The sequence below is a fragment of the Roseateles asaccharophilus genome, assembly GCF_031458115.1.
GTDB lineage: Bacteria > Pseudomonadota > Gammaproteobacteria > Burkholderiales > Burkholderiaceae_C > Pelomonas > Pelomonas asaccharophilus_A.
Window position 1 is genome coordinate 16834 of sequence record NZ_JAVDXV010000002.1, and the last position, 18768, is coordinate 35601.

Consider the following 18768-nt stretch of genomic DNA (forward strand, 5'->3'; position numbering starts at 1 on the left):
TTATGGAACTAACGCCTAGAGAGAAAGACAAGCTGCTGCTGTTCACCGCAGCGCTGCTTGCCGAGCGTCGCAAGGCCCGCGGGCTCAAGCTGAACTATCCCGAATCGGTCGCGCTGATCAGCGCCGCCATCCTCGAAGGCGCGCGCGACGGCAAAACCGTGGCCGAGCTGATGAGCGAAGGCCGCACGGTGCTGACCCGCGCCGACGTCATGGACGGCATCGCCGAGATGATTCCCGAGATCCAGGTCGAAGCGACCTTTCCGGACGGCACCAAGCTCGTCACGGTTCACCAACCCATTGCCTGAAGACTGCCCATGAAGCTGCAACGCTGGATTGCCATCGTTCCCCTGTTTGCCGCCGCCGCCGCCCAGGCCCACACCGGCGACCACAGCCACATGAGCGGCTTTGTCGACGGCGCGCTGCATCCGCTGACCGGGCCCGATCACCTCGCCGCCATGGTGGCCGTGGGCATCTGGAGCGCCATGGCCCTGAAGCAGCCGCTGCGCGCGCCGCTGGCGTTTGCCGCGTCGCTGCTGGCCGGCGCGCTGCTGTCCATGGCGACGGGCTGGCAGATGCCCGCCATGGAAGCCGCCATCACCGGGTCGCTGGCCGTGCTGGGCCTGCTGGTCGCGCTGCGACTGGCCATGCCGCCGGCCGCGGGTGCGGCCACCGCCGCCCTCCTGGCCTTCAGCCATGGCGCCGCGCACGGGATGGAACTGCACGGCTTCGCCGCGCTGGCCGGCATGGTGCTCAGCACGCTGGTGCTGCACGGCGTGGGCCTGGCGATGGGCTGGAAGCTGCGCAACGCGCCCACGCTGGCCCGTGCGCTGCTGGGCGCCAGCGTGGCCGCGCTGGCGCTGGCCCGCGTGGGCGGGGTGGCCTGATGATTCCCGGGGAGCTGATCACCGCCGAGGGCGAGCACGAGCTGAACCCCGGCCGCCGCACGCTGACGCTGAAGGTCGCCAACACCGGCACCCGGCCCATCCAGGTCGGTTCGCACTACCACTTCGCCGAGACCAACGCGGCGCTCGGCTTCGACCGCGAGGCCGCGCGCGGCATGCGCCTCAACATCTGCAGCGGCACCGCCGTGCGCTTCGAGCCCGGCCAGACGCGCACCGTCGAGCTGGTGGACCTCGGCGGCGACCGCGCCGTCTGGGGCTTCCGCGGCCTCGTCCAGGGAAAACTATGAAGATCAGCCGCCGCGCCTATGCCGAGATGCTGGGCCCCACCGTCGGCGACAAGCTGCGCCTGGCCGACACCTCGCTCATCATCGAGATCGAGCAAGACCTGACGCTGCGCGCCGGCGGCTACGGCGAGGAAGTGAAGTTCGGCGGCGGCAAGACCGTGCGCGACGGCATGGGCCAGTCGCAGCGCATGAACGGCCCCGGCCCCGGTGACGCGGTCGACACCGTCATCACCAACGTCGTCATCGTCGACCACTGGGGCATCGTCAAGGCCGACATCGGCCTGCGCGGCTGCCGCATCGCGGCCATCGGCAAGGCCGGCAACCCCGACGTGCAGCCCGGTGTGGACATCGTCATCGGCCCCGGCACCGAGATCATCGCGGGCGAGGGCTCCATCGTGACGCCCGGCGCCATCGACACCCACATCCACTTCATCTGCCCGCAGCAGATCGAAGAGGCGCTGATGAGCGGCGTGACCACCATGATCGGTGGCGGCACCGGCCCCGCCGCCGGCACGCTGGCCACCACCTGCACGCCCGGCCCGCATCACATCGCCACGATGCTGAAAGCGGCCGAGGCCTTCCCGATGAACCTCGGCTTCCTCGGCAAGGGCAATGCGGCCCGCCCCGAGGCGCTGATGCAGCAGATCGACGCCGGCGTCATCGGCCTGAAGCTGCACGAGGACTGGGGCACTACGCCCGCCGCGGTGGACAACTGCCTCAGCGTGGCCGAGCTGACCGACACGCAGGTCGCCATCCACACCGACACGCTGAACGAGAGCGGCTTCATCGAGGACACGATCGCCGCCTTCAAGCACCGCACCATCCACAGCTTCCACACCGAAGGCGCGGGCGGCGGCCATGCGCCCGACATCATGAAGGTGGTGGGCGAGGCCAACGTGCTGCCCAGCTCCACCAACCCGACGCGGCCGTTCACCGTCAACACGCTGGACGAGCACCTGGACATGCTGATGGTCTGCCATCACCTGGACGCAGGCATCGCCGAAGACCTGGCCTTTGCCGAAAGCCGCATCCGCCGCGAGACCATCGCCGCCGAAGACATCCTGCACGACCTCGGCGCCATCAGCATGTTCTCGTCCGACTCGCAGGCCATGGGCCGCGTGGGCGAGGTGAGCCTGCGTTGCTGGCAGACCGCGCACAAGATGAAGGTCCAGCGCGGCGCGCTGCCCGGCGATGGCGCCGGCAACGACAACGCCCGCGTGAAGCGCTACCTCGCCAAGCTGGCCATCAATCCCGCGCTGGCGCATGGCATCAGCCACGAGGTGGGTTCGATTGAAGTCGGCAAGTGGGCCGACCTCGTGCTGTGGAAGCCCGCCTTCTTCGGCGTGAAGCCATCACTGATCCTGAAGGGCGGCTTCATCGCCGCCGCCGCGATGGGCGACGCCAACGCGTCCATCCCGACGCCGCAGCCCGTGCACTACCGGCCGATGTTCGGCTCGTTCGGCGGCGCCTTGTCGCAGGGCTCGCTGACCTTCGTCAGCCAGTCCGGCCAGGCCAACGTCGAGAAGCTGGGCCTGGCCAAGACGCTGGTGCCGGTGAAGGGCTGCCGCTCTGTCAAGAAGGCCGACATGGTGCTCAACAACTACCTGCCGACGATGGAGATCGACGCGCAGACCTACGAGGTGCGGGCGGACGGCGTGCTGCTGACCTGCGAGCCGGCGAAGGAGTTGCCGATGGCGCAGAGGTATTTCTTGTTTTGACCGAGTCGAGGTGCATGCTGCTTGAGTGGCGTTGCTGTGGTGACTGCCGCCTCTAATACGTGGGCCGCTTTTCACGCTGTTAGGGCGTCAAGCGGCTTTCGGGGAATGCTGACAGAGTGGCGGGATATCGCGTCAGGATTCAATGAACAAGCGTTAGGAGTTGGGTAACCAGTTCCTTAAGCTCGATGCGCTCAACATCGTTTTCGATGTAGGTTGACCGTCGCAGGATCTGATCAGCGGTCATGCGCGGCCAGAACCTGTCGATTACATCGTCCGCCTTCATGCTGACCGCGGCTCCAATGATCTTCTTTGCGTCGCAGGTATCAGTGAACGCAACGGCCGCGCCAGTCTCGGCGAGGATCAAGTCGGGACAGAGGTAGTTCTCGATCTCGCGCTTCCTGGTTGCGTAGAAAGGTCGCCCCTGCGCTTCAACTTCCGCCTTGCGCTTTTGAATCGCCTTAATCTGGCTCGGATCTCCGCCGATATCCGAGTCCAAGAACACGCACCACGGCAGGCCAAGGTCGTTGGCGAGATTTAGCGTGACCCAGTGCTTCACGCTGCCGCAGCCGCCGATCAAGATCGGAACTATGCCGACCTCTTCGAGGCTTGACGCCGTATGGCCTGCGCCCTTCAAGGCAGAGGCCGTGTGACGCAGGAAGGTCACATCGGATTTGCCTTCCACCAACACCACACCCTTGGCTCGTTCCATACCGGTTTCCGGCAGAACGCCTAGGCTTTCTGTGGCCTCCTTCAGTACCCCTGCGTCCGGCATCCTCACGATAGGGGTGCCGTTGACGTCTTTGGTGACGTATCGGAGTCCCTCTGTGGGCATCAACCCCGCGAGCGCTGGTACGTGCGTGGTGACAATGATTTGCCGATTTGGCTGCTCCGCTAGAGACAGCAGTGCCTTCATCAGCATCACTTGATAGTTGGGATGCTGAGACGTTTCGGGTTCCTCTATCGCGTAAATCACTGTGCGCTGAGTCCCTGCTGCAGCCTTCTCTGCCTCCGCACGAAAGAAGTTCAGCAAGACCAGTCGGCGCACGCCACTTCCACGCTTGTTGATGGGAATCCCGTTTTCACCATCGAGCGTGAAGTTGAAAGCCCATTTGGGCTTCTCTTTGAAGCGGGGTTTCAATTCGCTAGCGAGTTCCGGCGCCATCTCTCGAAGCTTGTCTAGCGTCCTGGCAGCCACATCAAGCACGCTGGCTTCGATCTGCTGTTCTAGGGCGCTGATTTGCGCTTGTAGGGCGGCCTGCGCCTCTTTGACAGCTTGCTGCAGAGGGTTCTTTGCCTCTGCGTCTCCGTCGCTGCTTTCTCTATCTGCTTTGAAGAGAGCAAAGGTTGGCAGCCGGTCTTCTATCTTTCCCCAAACAGATTTGGCTTCAGTGGATAGCCCCTTCTCTACATCAAGCAGAAACTCATGGCATTCGATGGGGCCGGCAGCTGCACGAATCGCTTGACGCCAGAGTGAGGCAACGCGTTTATCCGGCACGACCTCAGCCACACCTCGTTCTTCACCAAGCTTTTTGAGATCTGCCATCTTCAGTCCAAGTAGCGTGGCCAGAACCTTGTCGGTTGGGTGTTGACATCGGACTGAGGTGCGCTCCAGCTTTCCTGTTGAAGCCTTGAACGACTTCACGATTTCTAGCGAGCCTTCTGCATTGAGCAGGAACTCTTGAGCCAGTGACGTCTCTACTTTCTCGTCAAGCACGAGCGAAGCGGGCAGGTCGTCAAACACGCAGGCGATCTCAAACTGATCTCCACCTTCACGGAGGCTAAAACAGTTCATGTCGCTCTTGTCAACTTTGACGCCCTCTGCTTCAAAGAAGATTGCAAGCGCTTCGAGAATCGTAGATTTGCCGTAGTCATTGCGGCCAACGATTCCTGTCATCGCAGGGTCTATCGGAATGGTGATCGTGTTCCGATAGCCGCGGAAATTGGTTAGCTTGACGGACTTCAAACGCATCGTGGTTCCTCCCGTTTTTTGCTTGTGGATGAGGTGTATCCCCCTATTAAATTCAGCGCTATGCCGATAAGCCCGTAGGTTAGGGGAGGCCTGCGAACCCTAACGTTTGACCGTCGTGACTCGTTGGGGTTCGCTGTGCTCACCCCAACCTACGGCTGGCAACTCTTTAGCCCCGCGACGTCAAGCGCTCACCCATGCTGCAGCAAATCCCCGAACACCGCATGCTCCCCATCCCTGCGGTCCGGACCCGGCGCGTCGTACAGCACCAGCCAGCTTGGCTGGCCGCCTGAGAGTTCGGGTGGCAGGTCGCACACCGCCTCGGCGCGGTTGATGCCGCGGCCGTGGGGCAGGGCGACGGACTGCGTCAGCGTGGACACGAACCGCACGGGCTCGCGGTTGTCCGCCAGCTGCGCCTTGGCGCCAGGCCAGCGGAACAGCCGGATCTCGCCGTCGAGCACCATCGTCGGGCCGGCGAGGATGAACAGGTCATCGCCGGAGAAATGCAGGTCGCGGATGCCCATGCCTTCCAGTTGCAGGAAGTGCTTGCGAAACAACCGGCCGCTGTCGTCCAGCGGCACGAGCCGCAGGTGGTCGGCGCGGGCTTCGACCTCGACCTCCAGCAGCGCCGCCCAGCCGCGCAGCACCGGCCCGCGCAGGCCGAGCAGCAGGCGCCGCCCGTGGAGGGCCAGGCCTTCGATGTCGAAGCCGTTGTCCTTGCCGGGGATGGCCATGTAGGGCCCGAAGTGCGGGTCGTCGGCCAGCGCGTCGGTCAGCGGGTTGGATTGCGCATCCCCCTTGAGCCGCAACGCGCGCCGCCCGTCGCGGGCCTGGCTGACGAGGCACGGTTCGCCGTCGGGCTCGACCTCGATGGGCAGGCAGGCCAGCAGCCGACGGTTGCCGTCGAGCGTGACCTTGGCCAGCCGCTTGGCGTTGGCGGCGTCATCCTTGCCGTCCTTGGCGTTCTTGCGCTTGAGCCCATGCGAGCCGACCACCCACAGCATGCCGTCTTGTACGGCCATGCCTTCGAGGTCGGCTTCCTCATCGGCCGCGCCGGGCAGGTCGAGCAGGTCTGCCAGCGGGAAGTCGCGCACCTCGCCGAAGCGCAGCTGCTCGGGCCCATGGCTGTCCAGCCGCCGCAGGCGGTCGATGCCACAGGCTTCGTCGCCCGCCACCCAAAGCCAGTCGCCCGTGAAGGCGGCGCCGGAGAGGTTGGTCTTGACGAGGGAGTCGGCCGTGAACTCCAGGCGGACGGCTTTGCTGCTGCGCTTGTTGGGCAATTGGGAACCTTGCTTCGTGAGGCAGTCGGGGCTGCGTGTCTCGGTAGGCACAGGGTGTGCCGACCGTTGCAAGCCTAGCGCGCCCATGCCGGGCCAGGTCGTTGTGCTGCCAAGAATCAAGCGTGTCACGCCACGCCGCACAACGGTAAGGCTTTGTTCGCCACGGTTAACAGCGCGCGAATTGCTCACAGCTCGCTACGTTTGTCCGTGAAGTCGTGCCTACATTCGCGCCACTTCTTCTCTCACGGACCACCGATGACAAGACTCTCGCCCCTGATCGCTGCCAGTGCCGCCCTGTTGCTGAGCGCTTGTGCCACCAAGGAATTCGTCAAGGAGACGGTCGCGCCGGTGCAGACCAGCGTGGACGGCCTCAACACCCGCGTGCAGTCGCATGACGAGGGCATCAAGGCGCTCGATGGCAAGCTGCAGAGCAGCGAGGCACGCATGATGGCGGCTCTGCAGCAGGAGGCTGCGGCGCGAACCCAGGCGTTCAACAACCTGCCCAAGCCGCCCGGCCTGCTGATGAGCACGGTGCTGAACGATGACAAGATCAAGTTCGGCTCGGGCCGTGCGCAGCTCACCGAGCAGGCGGGTCAGGAGTTGAACCAGCTGGTCGCCAAGCTCAAGGCCGACAACCAGCCCGTGTTCATCGAGATCCAGGGTCACACCGACAACACCGGCAGCGACGCCGGCAACCAGCAGCTGGGCCTGCAGCGGGCCGAAGCCGTGCGCCTGCACCTGTCCCGCGCCGGGTTGCCGCTGGCGCGCATGTCGACGATCAGCTACGGCGAATCCGCGCCGCTGGCCGACAACAACACCCGCGACGGCCGCAGCACGAACCGGCGTGTTCACCTGATCGTGATGCGCTGAGCGGGTGGGAGCCGCCGGCCATCGACGGCAGGCGGCTCTACCGCTTCAAGCTGGTCAGCGGCACGCGGGTGACGTCCACCGTCTCCTTGCGTGCAGTAGCCCACATAGAGATGCCCTTGCCACACCACGCTCTTGGGGTAGTGGTAGCCGATGCGCTTGTAGCGGCCCTCGAACCGCAGCGGCGGCAGTTCGTCCGCGCCGCGCAGCAGGCCGACCTAGTTTGACCGTGCGCTCGGAGGCTAGCCACCGCCCTTGGGCGGAGCGTCGCCGCTGGAGCGCCCGGCGGCCGGCGGGCACACCCATCAGAATGGGGCGGTGCCGACCCACCCCGACGCCGATGATTCCGAGCTGTTGATGCTTGCGCGTGCCGGCGACGCCGCGGCGTTTGAGCGGCTCGTTGCGCCGCACCGCCGCGCGCTGCATGCCCACTGCTATCGCATGCTGGCCTCGCCGCACGACGCCGACGACGCCTGGCAGGAAACGCTGCTCGCCGCCTGGCGAGGCCTGGCGTCGTTCGAGGGGCGCAGCGCTTTCGGCACCTGGCTGTATCGCATCGCCACGCATGCCTGCCTGCGCCTGATCGCGCGGCGGCCGCGCCGCATCACCTCGCCCGAGCACGGGCCGGCCTTGCAGGGCACGGCCGATCTGGGTGACATGGTGCCCGGACCCGTGTGGGTGGAGCCCTGGCCGGACGGGGCGGCACCCGGCACGGGCCTGCACGAAGACCCCGCCGACGCGCTGCTCCGGCGCGAAAGCGTGGCGCTCGCCTTCGTGGCCGCGCTGCAGCATCTGCCCGGCACGCAGCGCGCCGCCCTGTTGCTGCGGGAGGTGCTGGGCTACTCGGCCGCCGAGGCTGCCGGGATGCTGTCGACGTCGGTGGCGGCGTTGAACAGCGCGTTGCAGCGCGCGCAGAAGACGCTGCGAGACCGGATGCCCGCGGTTTCGCAGGCCACCGAGCAGGACCGGCTGGGCGAAGCCGGTCTGCAGCAGTTGCTGGGCGACTTTGTCAGCGCCTGGGAGCGGCGAGACATCGAGGCCCTCGTGCGCCTGTTCACCGAGGACGCGCGCTTCACGATGCCGCCGCTGCCGTGCTGGTTCGACGGGCGCGCCATGGTGTCTCGGTTCATCGCCGAGCGCGTGTTCACCACGCCGTGGCGGCTGCGGCCGCTGCAGGCCAACGGCCAGCCGGGGTTTGCGTGCTACATGCGGCCCGAGGGAGCAGGGCGCCATGTTCTCGGTGCCATCCTGCTGCTCAGCCTGCGCGAGGGGCGCATCCAGGCGCTGCACAGCTTTCTTGACCCGGCGCTGTACCGCCGCTTCGGCCTGGCGCCAGAACTGGATTGAACCGCTTGACCGACCGATGAGTTTGGTCGTCGCCCTGTCTCCAAGAGATGTCACGCCCGCCAAGCGCCGGGCGCGGCTTTCCTCAACCCAGACCCAGGTGACCCTCCATGCCCCGACTCATCTTCAGCCAACTCGTCTCTCTCGACGGCTTTTGTGCCGGCCCCGGCGGCGACCTCAGCCGCCTGCCCATGGGTGCGGCGTTCGACGAACACAACCTCGAACTGCTGCGCACGGCGGGCACGCTGCTGTTCGGCCGCGTCACGTTCGGCATGTTCCGCGACTACTGGCCCGCGGTGCGGCAGGACCCGGCCGCCGAGCCAGTCCAGGCGGCGATTGCGGCCTTCGTCTGTCCTAGCCCCAAGCTGGTGGTCAGCGACAGCCTGCGCCTGCCGCCCGGCGAAACCTGGAGCGACGCCGAGGTGGTGGGCCGCACCCAGGGCCACGCCCGCATCCGGGTGCTGAAGCAGGGTCGCGGCGGCGACCTGCTGGCCTATGGCAGCCACGTGCTGATGAACGACCTGCTGGCGCAGGGCCTGGTCGACGAGTTGCGGGTGCTGGTGGCCCCGGTATTGTTGGGGGCTGGCGTGGCGACCTTCGAGACCGGCGTGCCGGTGCCGGTGCCACTCGCGCTGCAGGAGCAGCGCAGGCTGGCGGGATCGGACATCGTCATGCTGCGCTACGGCCTGTCCGCTGGCTGAACGTTCCCGCTACGGGGCAGCCGGCGCCGCCAACCGGCCCGCCACGTGGCCCGCACTATCGGTCCAGCGCATCACCACGCCTTCGCCCGAGGCCGGAAAGACGCCGCTGAGGCCGGTGATGTTGACCTGGTGCGTCACCACCACCAGCACGCCCGGGCCGCGCCACGGTGCCAGCAGCGCGCGTGCGGCGTCCAGTTGGCTGGCCTGGCGCTGCTGCGACTCCTGGAAAAACGAGCCGAACGCGGGCTGCGCCTGCGCCGGCACATCGGCGAAGGCCAGTTGCGCCGTCTCCAGCGTGCGGCACCAGGGTGACGCCCACACGGCGGCCACGCGCAGGGCGCCCAGGCGCTGGCGCAGTTGCTGCCCCATGCGGCGCGCCTGTTCGCGTCCTTCCGCGCTGAGGTTGCGTTGGGAGCTGCAGTCGCCCAGCTGGAAGCGGGCGGGGTCGCCGCCGCCCGGCGCCAGCGCGTGGCGGTAGAGCACCACGTCGCCGTCGCGCAATTCCACGCTATGGGCCGGGAGGGCCAGGGCAAGCATCAGCAGCAAGGCGCAGCGGAACGTCATGCGCGAATTCTGATAAGGCCGGATTGCCCCTGCTGATTGCCGGGTTGCAAACGTGACACCTGCGGCGTACAGACGTATTTCAGGTCCGCCGCGGATCAGCCGGTTATAGGGGCTGACGGGCGCCGGGTGCGGGCGTAGCCTGCGGCCACTACACAAGGAGCCCGCCATGCGCATCCACCTCGCCGTGCTGCCCCTCGCCCTGGTCAGCCTGCCCGGCTTCGCGGCCGAGATGAGCCAGCAGGATCTCGGCGCCACCGGCGCCCTCGTGTCCAGCTGCGCCGGCATGGCCACGGGTGCCTTCCCCATCGAGGGCGGCCTGTTCGACTGGCGGCCGGGGCTGTCCAACTGCAATGCCGCCTCGACCACGACGGTGGGGCAGAACCTGGCAACCAGCGGCTCCTACAGCCAGGCCACGCCGTCCGTCCAGGCCGACTCGCACGGCAGCGCCACGTACGGCTCGGTCGGCATGTACGCGCATTTCCGCGCCAACAACAGCTCCGGTTTCGCAGCCGCCGAAAGTACGGCCGGATGGACCGACACGTGGACGCTGATGCCGGCCAACCCTTCCCAGATCGGCCAGAACGCCGTGCTGAGCTTCAGCGTGCATCTGGACGGCGTGCTCGATGGCCTGCCTACCGGCAACAGCTACACCCGCATCGGCAGCCAGGTCTGGCTCAACAACGCGGCGGTGGGCGGGCAGAACTTTCGCGTGCAGGGGCAAGGGCAGGGCGGCTTCCCGTTCCATCAGGTGATCAACCAGGACCTCAGCTTCAGCGTCACGGTCAAGCTCGGCACGCCGTTCGAGCTGGGCATCTTCTCGCGGGCGTCGGCCGGCGTGGCCGGCGCCGGGCCGAACTGGTTCAGCGAGGCCAGCAGCGACTTCGCCAGCACGCTGACCTGGCAAGGCATCAGCGGTGTCACGCTGGCTGGGAATGCCATCGACTACACGCTGAGCAGCCAGAGCGGCATCGATTGGACCGTGGCTTACGCACCGGTGCCCGAGCCCTCGGTGGCGTTGCTGCTGAGTGCTGGACTGCTGGCGCTGGCGCTTCGTCGGCGCGCCTGACTGGCGATCCGCAACCTAGCCGGCGCAAGCCGCGCCGACGACTGTCAGTTCGCAGGGTGGGTGGGCGTGCGAGCCCCAACCTGCCGTTGTTGCAGCAGTCGGCGCGGGGAGCGCTCACATCAAGACGAAGTACGGCTTGTAGGCCTCGCCTGCGCTGTCTTTCCAGGCGCTGCCGTCGACGATGGTGCCGTTCTGAGGCTCCAGGATCCGGACCTTGCCTTGCGGGTCGATGAAGACATTGACGGCATGGGCGCCGGTGGAGGTCCTGCCGAAGATGACGCCGACGGCGTAGCCATACTCCGCGTTGCCGGCGTAGGCGTTCCGCGATGCCTGAGCCTTGTAGACATAGCTGAAGTCATCGCAGTCGAAGACTTCTGCGCGCCACTGGTAGTTGCGCAGGCCTGAGTCCTGGTAGATGCTGCCTGCCTGTGCATCGGAGAGGGCCTGGTAATAGACGTCGCCGGTGTTGAATGCGGAGTAGATGAAGTCCGAGCCCGGCCAGGTGGCCTTGAACAGCAGTTCCACCTTGGACTTGATGACGAAGAACTTGTGGAAGCTGAACTGGCTGCTGCTGTTGCTTCCCGAGACATAGAGCCAGTTCCACGAGCCCGAGTCTGCCGCCAGGTACATGGTCGTGTTGCCATTGACGTAGCTCAGTTTGTAGGCTTGGCCGCCGTCGGGCAGCGTCTGGCCGGGCGTGGCGCTCAAGGACAGCACCGGATAGCCCGAACCGTAGCCCGAGCTGGCCCAGAAGGTCCATTCCCAGTTGGTGGACTTGCCGTTGGCGTGCAGAGGCCAGTTCAGGTTGTTGTTCTGCGCCGTGAGGTTGGCCTTGCCCGAGGTGGGATCGGCCGAGAACGACAGCGGCATGACGTCCCGCGGATAGCTGTCGTACGGACCCACGAATGCCCAGTCCCAGGTGCCTGAGCCCGAGCCGTCCACACTGATCACGCGCTTTGACAAATCGCGCAGGGCGTAGGTGCCGGTGGGATCGATCTGTGCCGCCGTCAATGCCGGCCCGAGTTCCATGTGGGAAATGGGCCCGGCCTCGTTGCGCGACGGCTGCTCACCGCCCTTGGGGCAGGTCTCGGGGTAGGACTTCAGATGGCTGCCAGGTTCGGCGTGCGGCACAACGGGCAGCGTGAAAGGGTGGCCGGCGCCGGTGCCGGCGGAGGACGGAGTGGTAGGGGACATGGTCTTCTCCAAAGAGAGCCTAAGGGCCGGTGCTTCAGCCGCGCAGAGTCGAGGCGGAAGTCAGTCCGGTGAATGCATGTTGACGTTGCGTTAGGCTTCGTCAGCAGGCGGCTCAATGTAGGAGTTCCGCCATCGCGTCGAATCCTGCGCCGGTAGGATCAGGCGATGTCGGATTCGCGGCCGTTTTTTCGTTGTTCCCGCAGCCGGCCTTGCGAGTTCCGCCCATCGACGGTGCGCTGAAACGCACCCGAAACCGCGACGCCGTTGGGCCCCGTACGATGGCCGCCCGGCCCGCAGCGTGCAGGCCTCGGAAGGAAGCCCCATGCGTTATGGACCTCGAGCCACCGCGCTCGCCGCCGCTCTCTGCCTGCTGCCGGCGTTCACCGCCAGCGCGCAGCCCGCCGAACCCACGACGAACCTGCAGCCGCGGGTGACGGTGGCCGGCAGGAAGGCCGCGATCTCGCAATGGTTCCGGGCCGAGAGCCCGCACTTCGTCGTGTACTCCGACGCCGGCGAGGACGACGTCGCCCAGCTGCTGGGCAACCTGGAGAAGCTCGACCAGCTGCTGCGCGCCTACACGCTGCCCAGCGGCCAGGCCGAGCGGCAGGAGCCCAAGCTGACGCTGTACTTCCACAGCAGCGCCTCGGACCTGCGCGAGATCGACGCCGGACTGCCGGCCAATGCCGTGGGCCTCTACAGCAGCTGTGCGGCAGGCGTGCAGGGCTTCGGCGTGCATCTGGAGCAGGTCACGCCGCTCGGCGATGCGCAGCTCGACAAGGCGCCGTTGAACGACACGCTGTCCCATGTGTTCGAGGCGTATGCGCGGCACTTCCTGTACCGCCACACGGACATCCGCACGCCGCCGTCGTTCATCGACGGGTTTGCACAGTACTTCTCCAGCGTGCGGTTCTCCGATCAGCAGGTGGTGGTAGGCCGTGCACCCAAGGGCCTGGGCGCCTATCTGAAGTTCCTCGGCGACGGGCGGGAGTACAGCCTCAACTACGACGACGTGCTGGAGGAGAACCTCGCCGGCGCGCGCAACTACGCCGGGGCCGCCGGTGTGCGGCTGGAGTACGAGGCCAAGGCCTGGCTGCTGACGCACTACATGTTCTCGTCGGACGAGAACCGCAAGCGCCTGAACACCTACCTCGTGCTCGTGGGCCGCGGCGTGGCGCCGACGCCGGCGTTCGAGCGCGCCTTCGGCCTGAAGAAGTCCGACATCAGCGACGTGATGTGGCGCTACGGGCTCAAGGGCCTGGCGGTGGTGCGGGCCGAGCAGGCGCCGCTGCCCGCCGCGCGGGTGAACTTCCGCAGCCTGCCGCAGGCCGCGGGCGAGTTCGTGCTGGCGAATGCCGTGCTGAAGTCCTGCCCGGGGCGCGCGGTCGGGGAGGGGTTGCTGAAGCAGCTGGCCACGCTGGCGCCCCGATTCCCCAGCGACGATCTCGCGCGCCTGACGCTGAGCCGGGCGCAGATCGACTGGGGCAACCCGCAGGACGCGCTGGCGCCGTTGAATGCGGTGCTGCAGGGCGACGACGCCAGCTTCGAGGCGCGCTACCTGCTGGGCATGGCCCATCTGCGCCTGGCGGAGCGCCACGAGGGCGATGCCCGGCGCACGCAGGTCCAGACGGCGCTGCGCCATCTGCAGCGGGCGCGCGAGCTGAACCCGCGCTCCGCCGAGGCGGCGCTGGGCGTCTTCAGGGCCGAGGCGGCATCGGTGGACGGGCCGGGCCCGGCGGCGCTGGAGGGCGTCATCACGGCGTGGCGGGGCTCGCGTGATGTCGACGCGCTGGGCCGCTCGGCGGCACTGGCCTTCGCGTTCACCGGCAAGGCGGACGACGCCCACAAGACGCTGGGCACCATGGCGCAGAACCTGCGCGATGCGCCCTCGGCCCAGTGGGCGAAGCAGTGGCAGGGCCGCCTGGAGGCGGGCGTGACGCGGGGCGACATCCTGGCCGAGATGCGCCGCGCGCCGGGGCAGGACGCGTCGTTCAAGGAATGGACGCTCGCCAAGGACCGCGCGCTGCAGGAGGTGGAACGCAACCACGGCCTGGCGGCCGCGGACAATGTCATCAAGGAGGTCACGCGGCAGAACGACAGCGCGACCGGGACCACCGCGCCGGGCAGCATCGGCAACCGCTAGCCGCCTGACGGAACCCATGCACCGCCGCCTGCCTCTGCTGCTCGGTCTTGCCTGCCTGTTCGCCGCCGGCGCCAGCCACAGCCAGGCCGAGGCGGCCAAGCCGTCCGCGCCGGTCTTCACCTTCGCAGGCACCATTGAGCGCGGCAAGGTCATCACGTCCAGGCACACGGGCATCACCTACCCGTATCACGTCTACCTGCCGGTGGACTACGCCACGTCAGGCAAGCGCTACCCGGTCATGTACGCGACCGACGGCCAGTGGAACTTCTGGGGCTACTCGCACGCGCTGGATCAGCGGCGCAAGCCGATGATCCTGATCAGCATCGAGGAGGGCGGCGACAACCGGCGGGAGACCGATTTCTTCCCGGACGGCGCGCCGGCCTATGGCCGTTTCCTGAAGGAGGAACTGGCGCCGCTGGTTGAGCGCAGCTACCGCACGACGGGGGAGCGCACGTATGCCGGCGCATCGCTGGGCGGACTGCTGGGCGCGCTGATGCTGAGCACCGACGACGCGTCGGCGCCGTTCTTCAGGAACTACCTGCTGTTCGACGGCTCGTTCTTCCTGCTGGGCGACAAGAACCTCAAGGACGAAGAGGCCCGCCTGGCGGCCAGCCGCCAGTTGCCGGTGCGCCTGATCCTCAGCGGCGCCACGCAGCAGGGCAACGACAAGGTGACGGCCGAGCTGGCGGCCCGCTATGAAGGCCGGTCTTACGCGGGCCTGCAGGTGCACCGCAAGACCTTTGACGTTCATCACAACCACATCGCCAAGCCGTCGTTCGACTGGGCCATCGACCTGATCGACTGAAGTCTCCGGCATCCCGTTTGCCGAGCGGAGTCTCCTGATGCATCGGAGACCCGTGATGGCCACGAAAGACGTCGTTTTCATCCAAGGCGGTGGCAAGGGCGCGCATGCGGCCGACGCGCCGCTGGCCACGTCGTTGAAGCAGTCGCTGGGCGACGGCGCCGACGTGCACTTCCCGCGCATGCGAGGCGAAGACGACCCCAGCCTGCAGCCGTGGGTGCGGCAGATCGCCGACGAGGTGGCCAAGCGGCCCGGCCCGGTGACGCTGGTCGGCCATTCGCTGGGTGGCGCCATGCTGCTGCGCTATCTGGCGGCGCAGACGCCGCCCGTGTCCGTCGACGCGCTGGTGCTGCTGGCCGCGCCGGCCTGGGACGGCAAGCAATGGGCCTTCGACGAGCTGAAGCTGCCGGACGACCTGAACGACCGCCTGGCGGCCATCCCCCGGCTGCTGCTCTATCACTGCCGCGACGACGAGGTGGTGCCTTTTGCGCACCTGGCACTGCACGCCAGGCGGCTGCCGCGGGCCGTCAGCTGCGCCTTCGAGCGCGGCGGGCATCAGTTCGACAACGATCTGCGGGAAGTGGCTAAGGATATGCAGACTCAGGCAACCCGGCGGAACGCGCAGGGATGAGACAGTGCGGTCATGACCGCAGACCTCGTTGATGGAGACCAGGAGAAGGCGCCCGCACCCCCGTCGCGCACCGAAGCGCTGCGCTTCTGGCTGAAGCTCGGCTTCATCAGCTTCGGCGGGCCGGCCGGGCAGATCGCGGTCATGCACGAGGAACTGGTGGAGCGGCGCCGCTGGATCTCGGAGAACCGCTTCCTGCATGCGCTGAACTACTGCATGGTGCTGCCCGGCCCCGAGGCCCAGCAGCTGGCGACCTATATCGGCTGGCTGATGCACCGCACCTGGGGCGGGCTGGTGGCGGGCGGCTTGTTCGTGCTGCCGTCGCTGTTCATCCTCATCGTGCTGTCCTGGGTCTACATGGCCTATGGCGACGTGCCCGTCATCGCCGGCCTGTTCTACGGCATCAAGCCGGCGGTGACGGCGCTGGTGGTGCACGCAGCCTGGCGCGTGGGCTCGCGGGCGCTGAAGAACGCCTGGCTTTGGAGCATCGCGGCGGCGGCTTTCGTGGCCATCTTTGCGCTCGGGCTGCCGTTCCCGCTGATCGTGCTGCTGGCGGGCCTGACGGGCTGGCTGGGTGGCAGGTTCGCGCCCGACAAGTTCCGCACCGGCGGCGGCCACGGCGCGGCGGCCCAGGGGCACGGCCCGGCCGTCATCGACGACGCCACGCCCACGCCGGCCCATGCACTGTTCAGCTGGGCGCGCTTTCGCATCGTGCTGGCGACGGGCCTGGGCTTGTGGGCAGCCGCGCTGGGTGCGCTGACGGCGCTGTTCGGCTGGCAGGGCGCGCTGACGCAGATGGGCTGGTTCTTCACGAAGGCGGCGCTGCTGACCTTCGGCGGCGCCTACGCCGTGCTGCCTTACGTCTACCAGGGTGCGGTGGACCACTACCAGTGGCTCACGGGGGCGCAGATGATCGACGGCCTGGCGCTGGGCGAGACGACGCCGGGGCCGCTGATCATGGTGGTGGCCTTCGTCGGCTTCGTCGGCGGCTGGGGCCAGGCCTTGTTCGGCGCCGACTCGCTGCTGCTGGCCGGCGCCGTGGCCGCCGCCGTGGTGACCTTCTTCACCTTCCTGCCGTCCTTTGTCTTCATCCTGCTGGGCGCGCCCTTCATCGAGAGCACGCACGGCAAGCTGCAGTTCACCGCGCCGCTGACCGGCATCACGGCGGCCGTGGTGGGCGTCATCCTGAACCTGGCCGTTTTCTTCGCGTACCACGTGCTGTGGCCGCAAGGTTTTGGTGGCGGCTTCGAAGGCGCCGCCGCGCTGATCGGGCTTGTCGCTGCGGTGGCGCTGTTCCGCTTCAAGGCCGGCGTCATTCCGGTCGTGCTGTGCTCGGGGCTGGCCGGGCTGGCCCTCCAGCTGGGCCGTGCGGCGCTGGCCGTCCATGGTTGAAGCCGCCCGCTCCGCCGCCCTGAGAATCGCGCCATGCAAGTCCGCCACCGCCGCCTGCTCGCCCTCACGCGCCGCCATCCGTCGGCCATCCTGCTGCTGGTGCAGCTCGCCGGGCTGCTGCTGTATCCGCTGCTGGAGTCCACGCGCATCGGTCCGCTGGCGCTGAGCGCTTTCGGCATCGCGGTGCTGGTGGTCACGACCCGCATGGTGCGGCGCACGCCGGGGCTGATGTGGCTGAGCCTGTGCCTCGTGCTGCCGGCTATCGTCATGCTGGTGCTGCAAGGCATCTGGGAGATGCACTGGCTGCAGCCCTGGTCGGCCGCGCTGGAGGCGTTGTTCTACTTCTACGCGGCCGGCAGCCTCATCGCCTACATGATGAGCGACATGCATGCGACGACCGACGAGCTGTTCGCCGCCGGGGCCACGTTCACGCTGCTGGCCTGGGGCTTTGCCTACAGCTTCGTCGCGCTGCAGGCCTGGCAGCCGGGAAGCTTCGCGGCGGCCGTCAACCCCGAGCAGCCGCGCTCGTGGACCGAGCTGATGTTCCTGAGCTTCGCGCTGCTGTCCAGTACCGGGATAGGCGACGTGATCCCGCTGAAGCCGCTGGCGCGCGCGTGGACCAGCCTGGAGATGTTCGTCGGCGTCATGTACCTCGCCGCCGTCGTGTCTCGGCTTATCGGCCTGACGCTGCTGCGCCGCTGAATGAAGCGCTGACTTCGCCGCCGCCTACAGGCGCGGCGCCTGCGCGCCGGCACGGCGGCCACCTTCCGGCCCATAGACTGCCGCGCTAGTGAAGAAATCCCCAGGAGGACGCATGCGACTGCCGCCCGCTTGCCACCGCATGTCTTTCAGCGCTGCTGCGCTGCTGGCCGCGCTGGCGGCCCAGGCCAACACCGAGCTGGACAAGTGCGTGCAGATCGGCCCGCCCGCCGACCGCCTGGCCTGCTATGACAAGGCCATGGGCCGGGCGGCCGAGCCCACCGTGCCGCCGGCCTATGCCGAGAACCCGGCTGGCGGTGCACCGGCGCCTGCATCCACGTCGCTGCTGGCGCCCAAGGGCGAGGTCGTCGCCGTGGCCGCCGAGCGGCAGGAGCGGCCCAGCCTGATGTCCAAATTTTGGGAGCTGGAGCCGGAGGACAAGCGCGGCGTCTTCAATTTCGTCGGCTACCGCGCCAACTACGTGCTGCCGCTGCACTGGACCACGCGCATCAACCGCGCGCCGCAATCGCCCAACCAGGCGCCGGTGGAGCTGCCCAACTACAAGCGCGAGGAAGCCAAGTTCCAGCTGTCGCTGCGCACCAAGCTCGCGCAGGATCTGCTGCTGCCCGGCGGCGACCTGTGGGCCGCGTTCACGCAGCAGGCCATGTGGCAGATCTGGAACGGCAAGGACTCCAAGCCCTTTCGCAACAGCGACTACGAGCCCGAGCTGATGTACGTGGTGCCGGTGCCCGAGGGCTGGCGGCAGCTGCCGCTGGGCTGGCAGTGGCGCTATGCGCAAGTGGGCATCGCGCACCAGTCCAACGGCCAGTCCGACCCGCTGTCGCGCAGCTGGAACCGCGTCAACATGGCCACCGGCTTCGAGCGCGGCGACTGGTCGGTGGTCGCGAAGTTCCTGCGCCGGCTGAAGGAGAACGCCGACACCGACAACAACCCCGACCTGGTGGGCTACCGCGGCCGCGGCGAGTTCCAGGTCAACTGGGCGCACGAGAAGCACACGGCGCAGCTGCTCTACCGCACGACGCTGAAGGACGCCAAGTACGGCGCGCTGCAGTTCGAGTGGACCTACCCGGTGTTCAAGGACCAGCCCAACGGCCTGCGCTGGTATGTGCAGCTGTTCCGCGGCTACGGCGAGACGCTGACCGACTACAACTTCCGCCAGACCAGCATAGGCGCGGGCTTCAGCTTCCTGCAGTTCTGACC

At 67.5% G+C, this 18768-nt stretch carries 18 protein-coding genes; 14 read left to right on the forward strand and 4 right to left on the reverse strand.

Annotated elements, in window-relative coordinates; genetic code table 11:
* Positions 1–2: 2 nt before the first annotated feature.
* From ureA to ureC, 4 genes are read left to right on the forward strand one after another with little or no spacing between them, the layout of a single operon-like run.
* Positions 3–305 (forward strand): urease subunit gamma, encoded by a 303-nt coding sequence (gene ureA, locus J2X21_RS04630; RefSeq protein ID WP_310325502.1) that lies wholly within the window; start codon positions 3–5, stop codon positions 303–305.
* Positions 306–314: 9 nt separating this feature from the next.
* Positions 315–884, forward strand: a complete 570-nt coding sequence (locus J2X21_RS04635) for a HupE/UreJ family protein (RefSeq protein ID WP_310325505.1) — start codon at positions 315–317, stop codon at positions 882–884.
* Positions 884–1189, forward strand: coding sequence for an urease subunit beta (locus J2X21_RS04640; protein WP_310325508.1), 306 nt, complete (start codon positions 884–886; stop codon positions 1187–1189). The genes J2X21_RS04635 and J2X21_RS04640 overlap by 1 nt, the downstream gene beginning before the upstream one ends.
* Complete coding sequence (ureC, locus tag J2X21_RS04645; protein WP_310325511.1) at positions 1186–2904, forward strand: urease subunit alpha; 1719 nt, start codon at positions 1186–1188, stop codon at positions 2902–2904. The genes J2X21_RS04640 and ureC overlap by 4 nt, the downstream gene beginning before the upstream one ends.
* Before the next feature lie 139 nt (positions 2905–3043).
* Here the strand turns inward: ureC and J2X21_RS04650 are convergent, their stop codons facing one another.
* Entirely contained in the window at positions 3044–4873 is a 1830-nt protein-coding gene (locus J2X21_RS04650) for an AAA family ATPase (protein WP_310325513.1), read from the reverse strand.
* A gap of 188 nt (positions 4874–5061) precedes the next feature.
* Positions 5062–6150 carry a DUF3616 domain-containing protein gene (locus J2X21_RS04655; RefSeq protein WP_310325515.1) on the reverse strand — a complete coding sequence of 363 codons (1089 nt, stop codon included), beginning with the start codon at positions 6148–6150 and terminating at the stop codon, positions 5062–5064.
* Between the two features lie 255 nt (positions 6151–6405).
* On the opposite strand from J2X21_RS04655, the gene J2X21_RS04660 reads away from it, so the two are divergent.
* From J2X21_RS04660 to J2X21_RS04670, 3 genes are all read left to right on the forward strand, one after another.
* Entirely contained in the window at positions 6406–7020 is a 615-nt protein-coding gene (locus tag J2X21_RS04660) for an OmpA family protein (RefSeq protein ID WP_310325520.1), read from the forward strand.
* 315 nt (positions 7021–7335) lie between these two features.
* The gene (locus tag J2X21_RS04665; RefSeq protein ID WP_310325522.1) at positions 7336–8364 is read left to right on the forward strand and encodes an RNA polymerase subunit sigma-70; all 1029 of its coding nucleotides are present in this window, start codon (positions 7336–7338) and stop codon (positions 8362–8364) included.
* A gap of 107 nt (positions 8365–8471) precedes the next feature.
* Complete coding sequence (locus J2X21_RS04670; protein ID WP_310325524.1) at positions 8472–9062, forward strand: dihydrofolate reductase family protein; 591 nt, start codon at positions 8472–8474, stop codon at positions 9060–9062.
* A 9-nt stretch (positions 9063–9071) separates the two neighbouring features.
* Here the strand turns inward: J2X21_RS04670 and J2X21_RS04675 are convergent, their stop codons facing one another.
* Positions 9072–9626 carry a histidine phosphatase family protein gene (locus J2X21_RS04675; RefSeq protein WP_310325525.1) on the reverse strand — a complete coding sequence of 185 codons (555 nt, stop codon included), beginning with the start codon at positions 9624–9626 and terminating at the stop codon, positions 9072–9074.
* A 166-nt stretch (positions 9627–9792) separates the two neighbouring features.
* On the opposite strand from J2X21_RS04675, the gene J2X21_RS04680 reads away from it, so the two are divergent.
* Positions 9793–10692, forward strand: coding sequence for a PEP-CTERM sorting domain-containing protein (locus tag J2X21_RS04680; RefSeq protein ID WP_310325526.1), 900 nt, complete (start codon positions 9793–9795; stop codon positions 10690–10692).
* Between the two features lie 114 nt (positions 10693–10806).
* Here the strand turns inward: J2X21_RS04680 and J2X21_RS04685 are convergent, their stop codons facing one another.
* On the reverse strand, positions 10807–11886 hold the full coding sequence (locus tag J2X21_RS04685; protein WP_310325530.1) for a lectin MOA-related protein: 1080 nt from the start codon (positions 11884–11886) through the stop codon (positions 10807–10809).
* Positions 11887–12208: 322 nt separating this feature from the next.
* Here J2X21_RS04685 and J2X21_RS04690 point away from each other — a divergent pair, with 322 nt between their 5' ends.
* The 6 genes from J2X21_RS04690 (at position 12209) to J2X21_RS04715 (ending at position 18766) form a co-directional block, all read left to right on the forward strand.
* The gene (locus J2X21_RS04690) at positions 12209–14026 is read left to right on the forward strand and encodes a hypothetical protein (RefSeq protein WP_310325532.1); all 1818 of its coding nucleotides are present in this window, start codon (positions 12209–12211) and stop codon (positions 14024–14026) included.
* Between the two features lie 16 nt (positions 14027–14042).
* The gene (locus J2X21_RS04695) at positions 14043–14831 is read left to right on the forward strand and encodes an alpha/beta hydrolase (RefSeq protein WP_310325533.1); all 789 of its coding nucleotides are present in this window, start codon (positions 14043–14045) and stop codon (positions 14829–14831) included.
* 55 nt (positions 14832–14886) lie between these two features.
* Positions 14887–15459 (forward strand): alpha/beta fold hydrolase, encoded by a 573-nt coding sequence (locus tag J2X21_RS04700; RefSeq protein ID WP_310325535.1) that lies wholly within the window; start codon positions 14887–14889, stop codon positions 15457–15459.
* Positions 15460–15471: 12 nt separating this feature from the next.
* Entirely contained in the window at positions 15472–16848 is a 1377-nt protein-coding gene (gene chrA, locus J2X21_RS04705) for a chromate efflux transporter (RefSeq protein ID WP_310325538.1), read from the forward strand.
* Positions 16849–16881: 33 nt separating this feature from the next.
* Positions 16882–17550, forward strand: coding sequence for an ion channel (locus J2X21_RS04710; RefSeq protein ID WP_310325541.1), 669 nt, complete (start codon positions 16882–16884; stop codon positions 17548–17550).
* Positions 17551–17662: 112 nt separating this feature from the next.
* Positions 17663–18766: a phospholipase A gene (locus J2X21_RS04715; RefSeq protein WP_310325544.1), complete on the forward strand. Its 1104-nt coding sequence runs from the start codon at positions 17663–17665 to the stop codon at positions 18764–18766.
* The last annotated feature ends 2 nt before the right edge of the window (positions 18767–18768 follow it).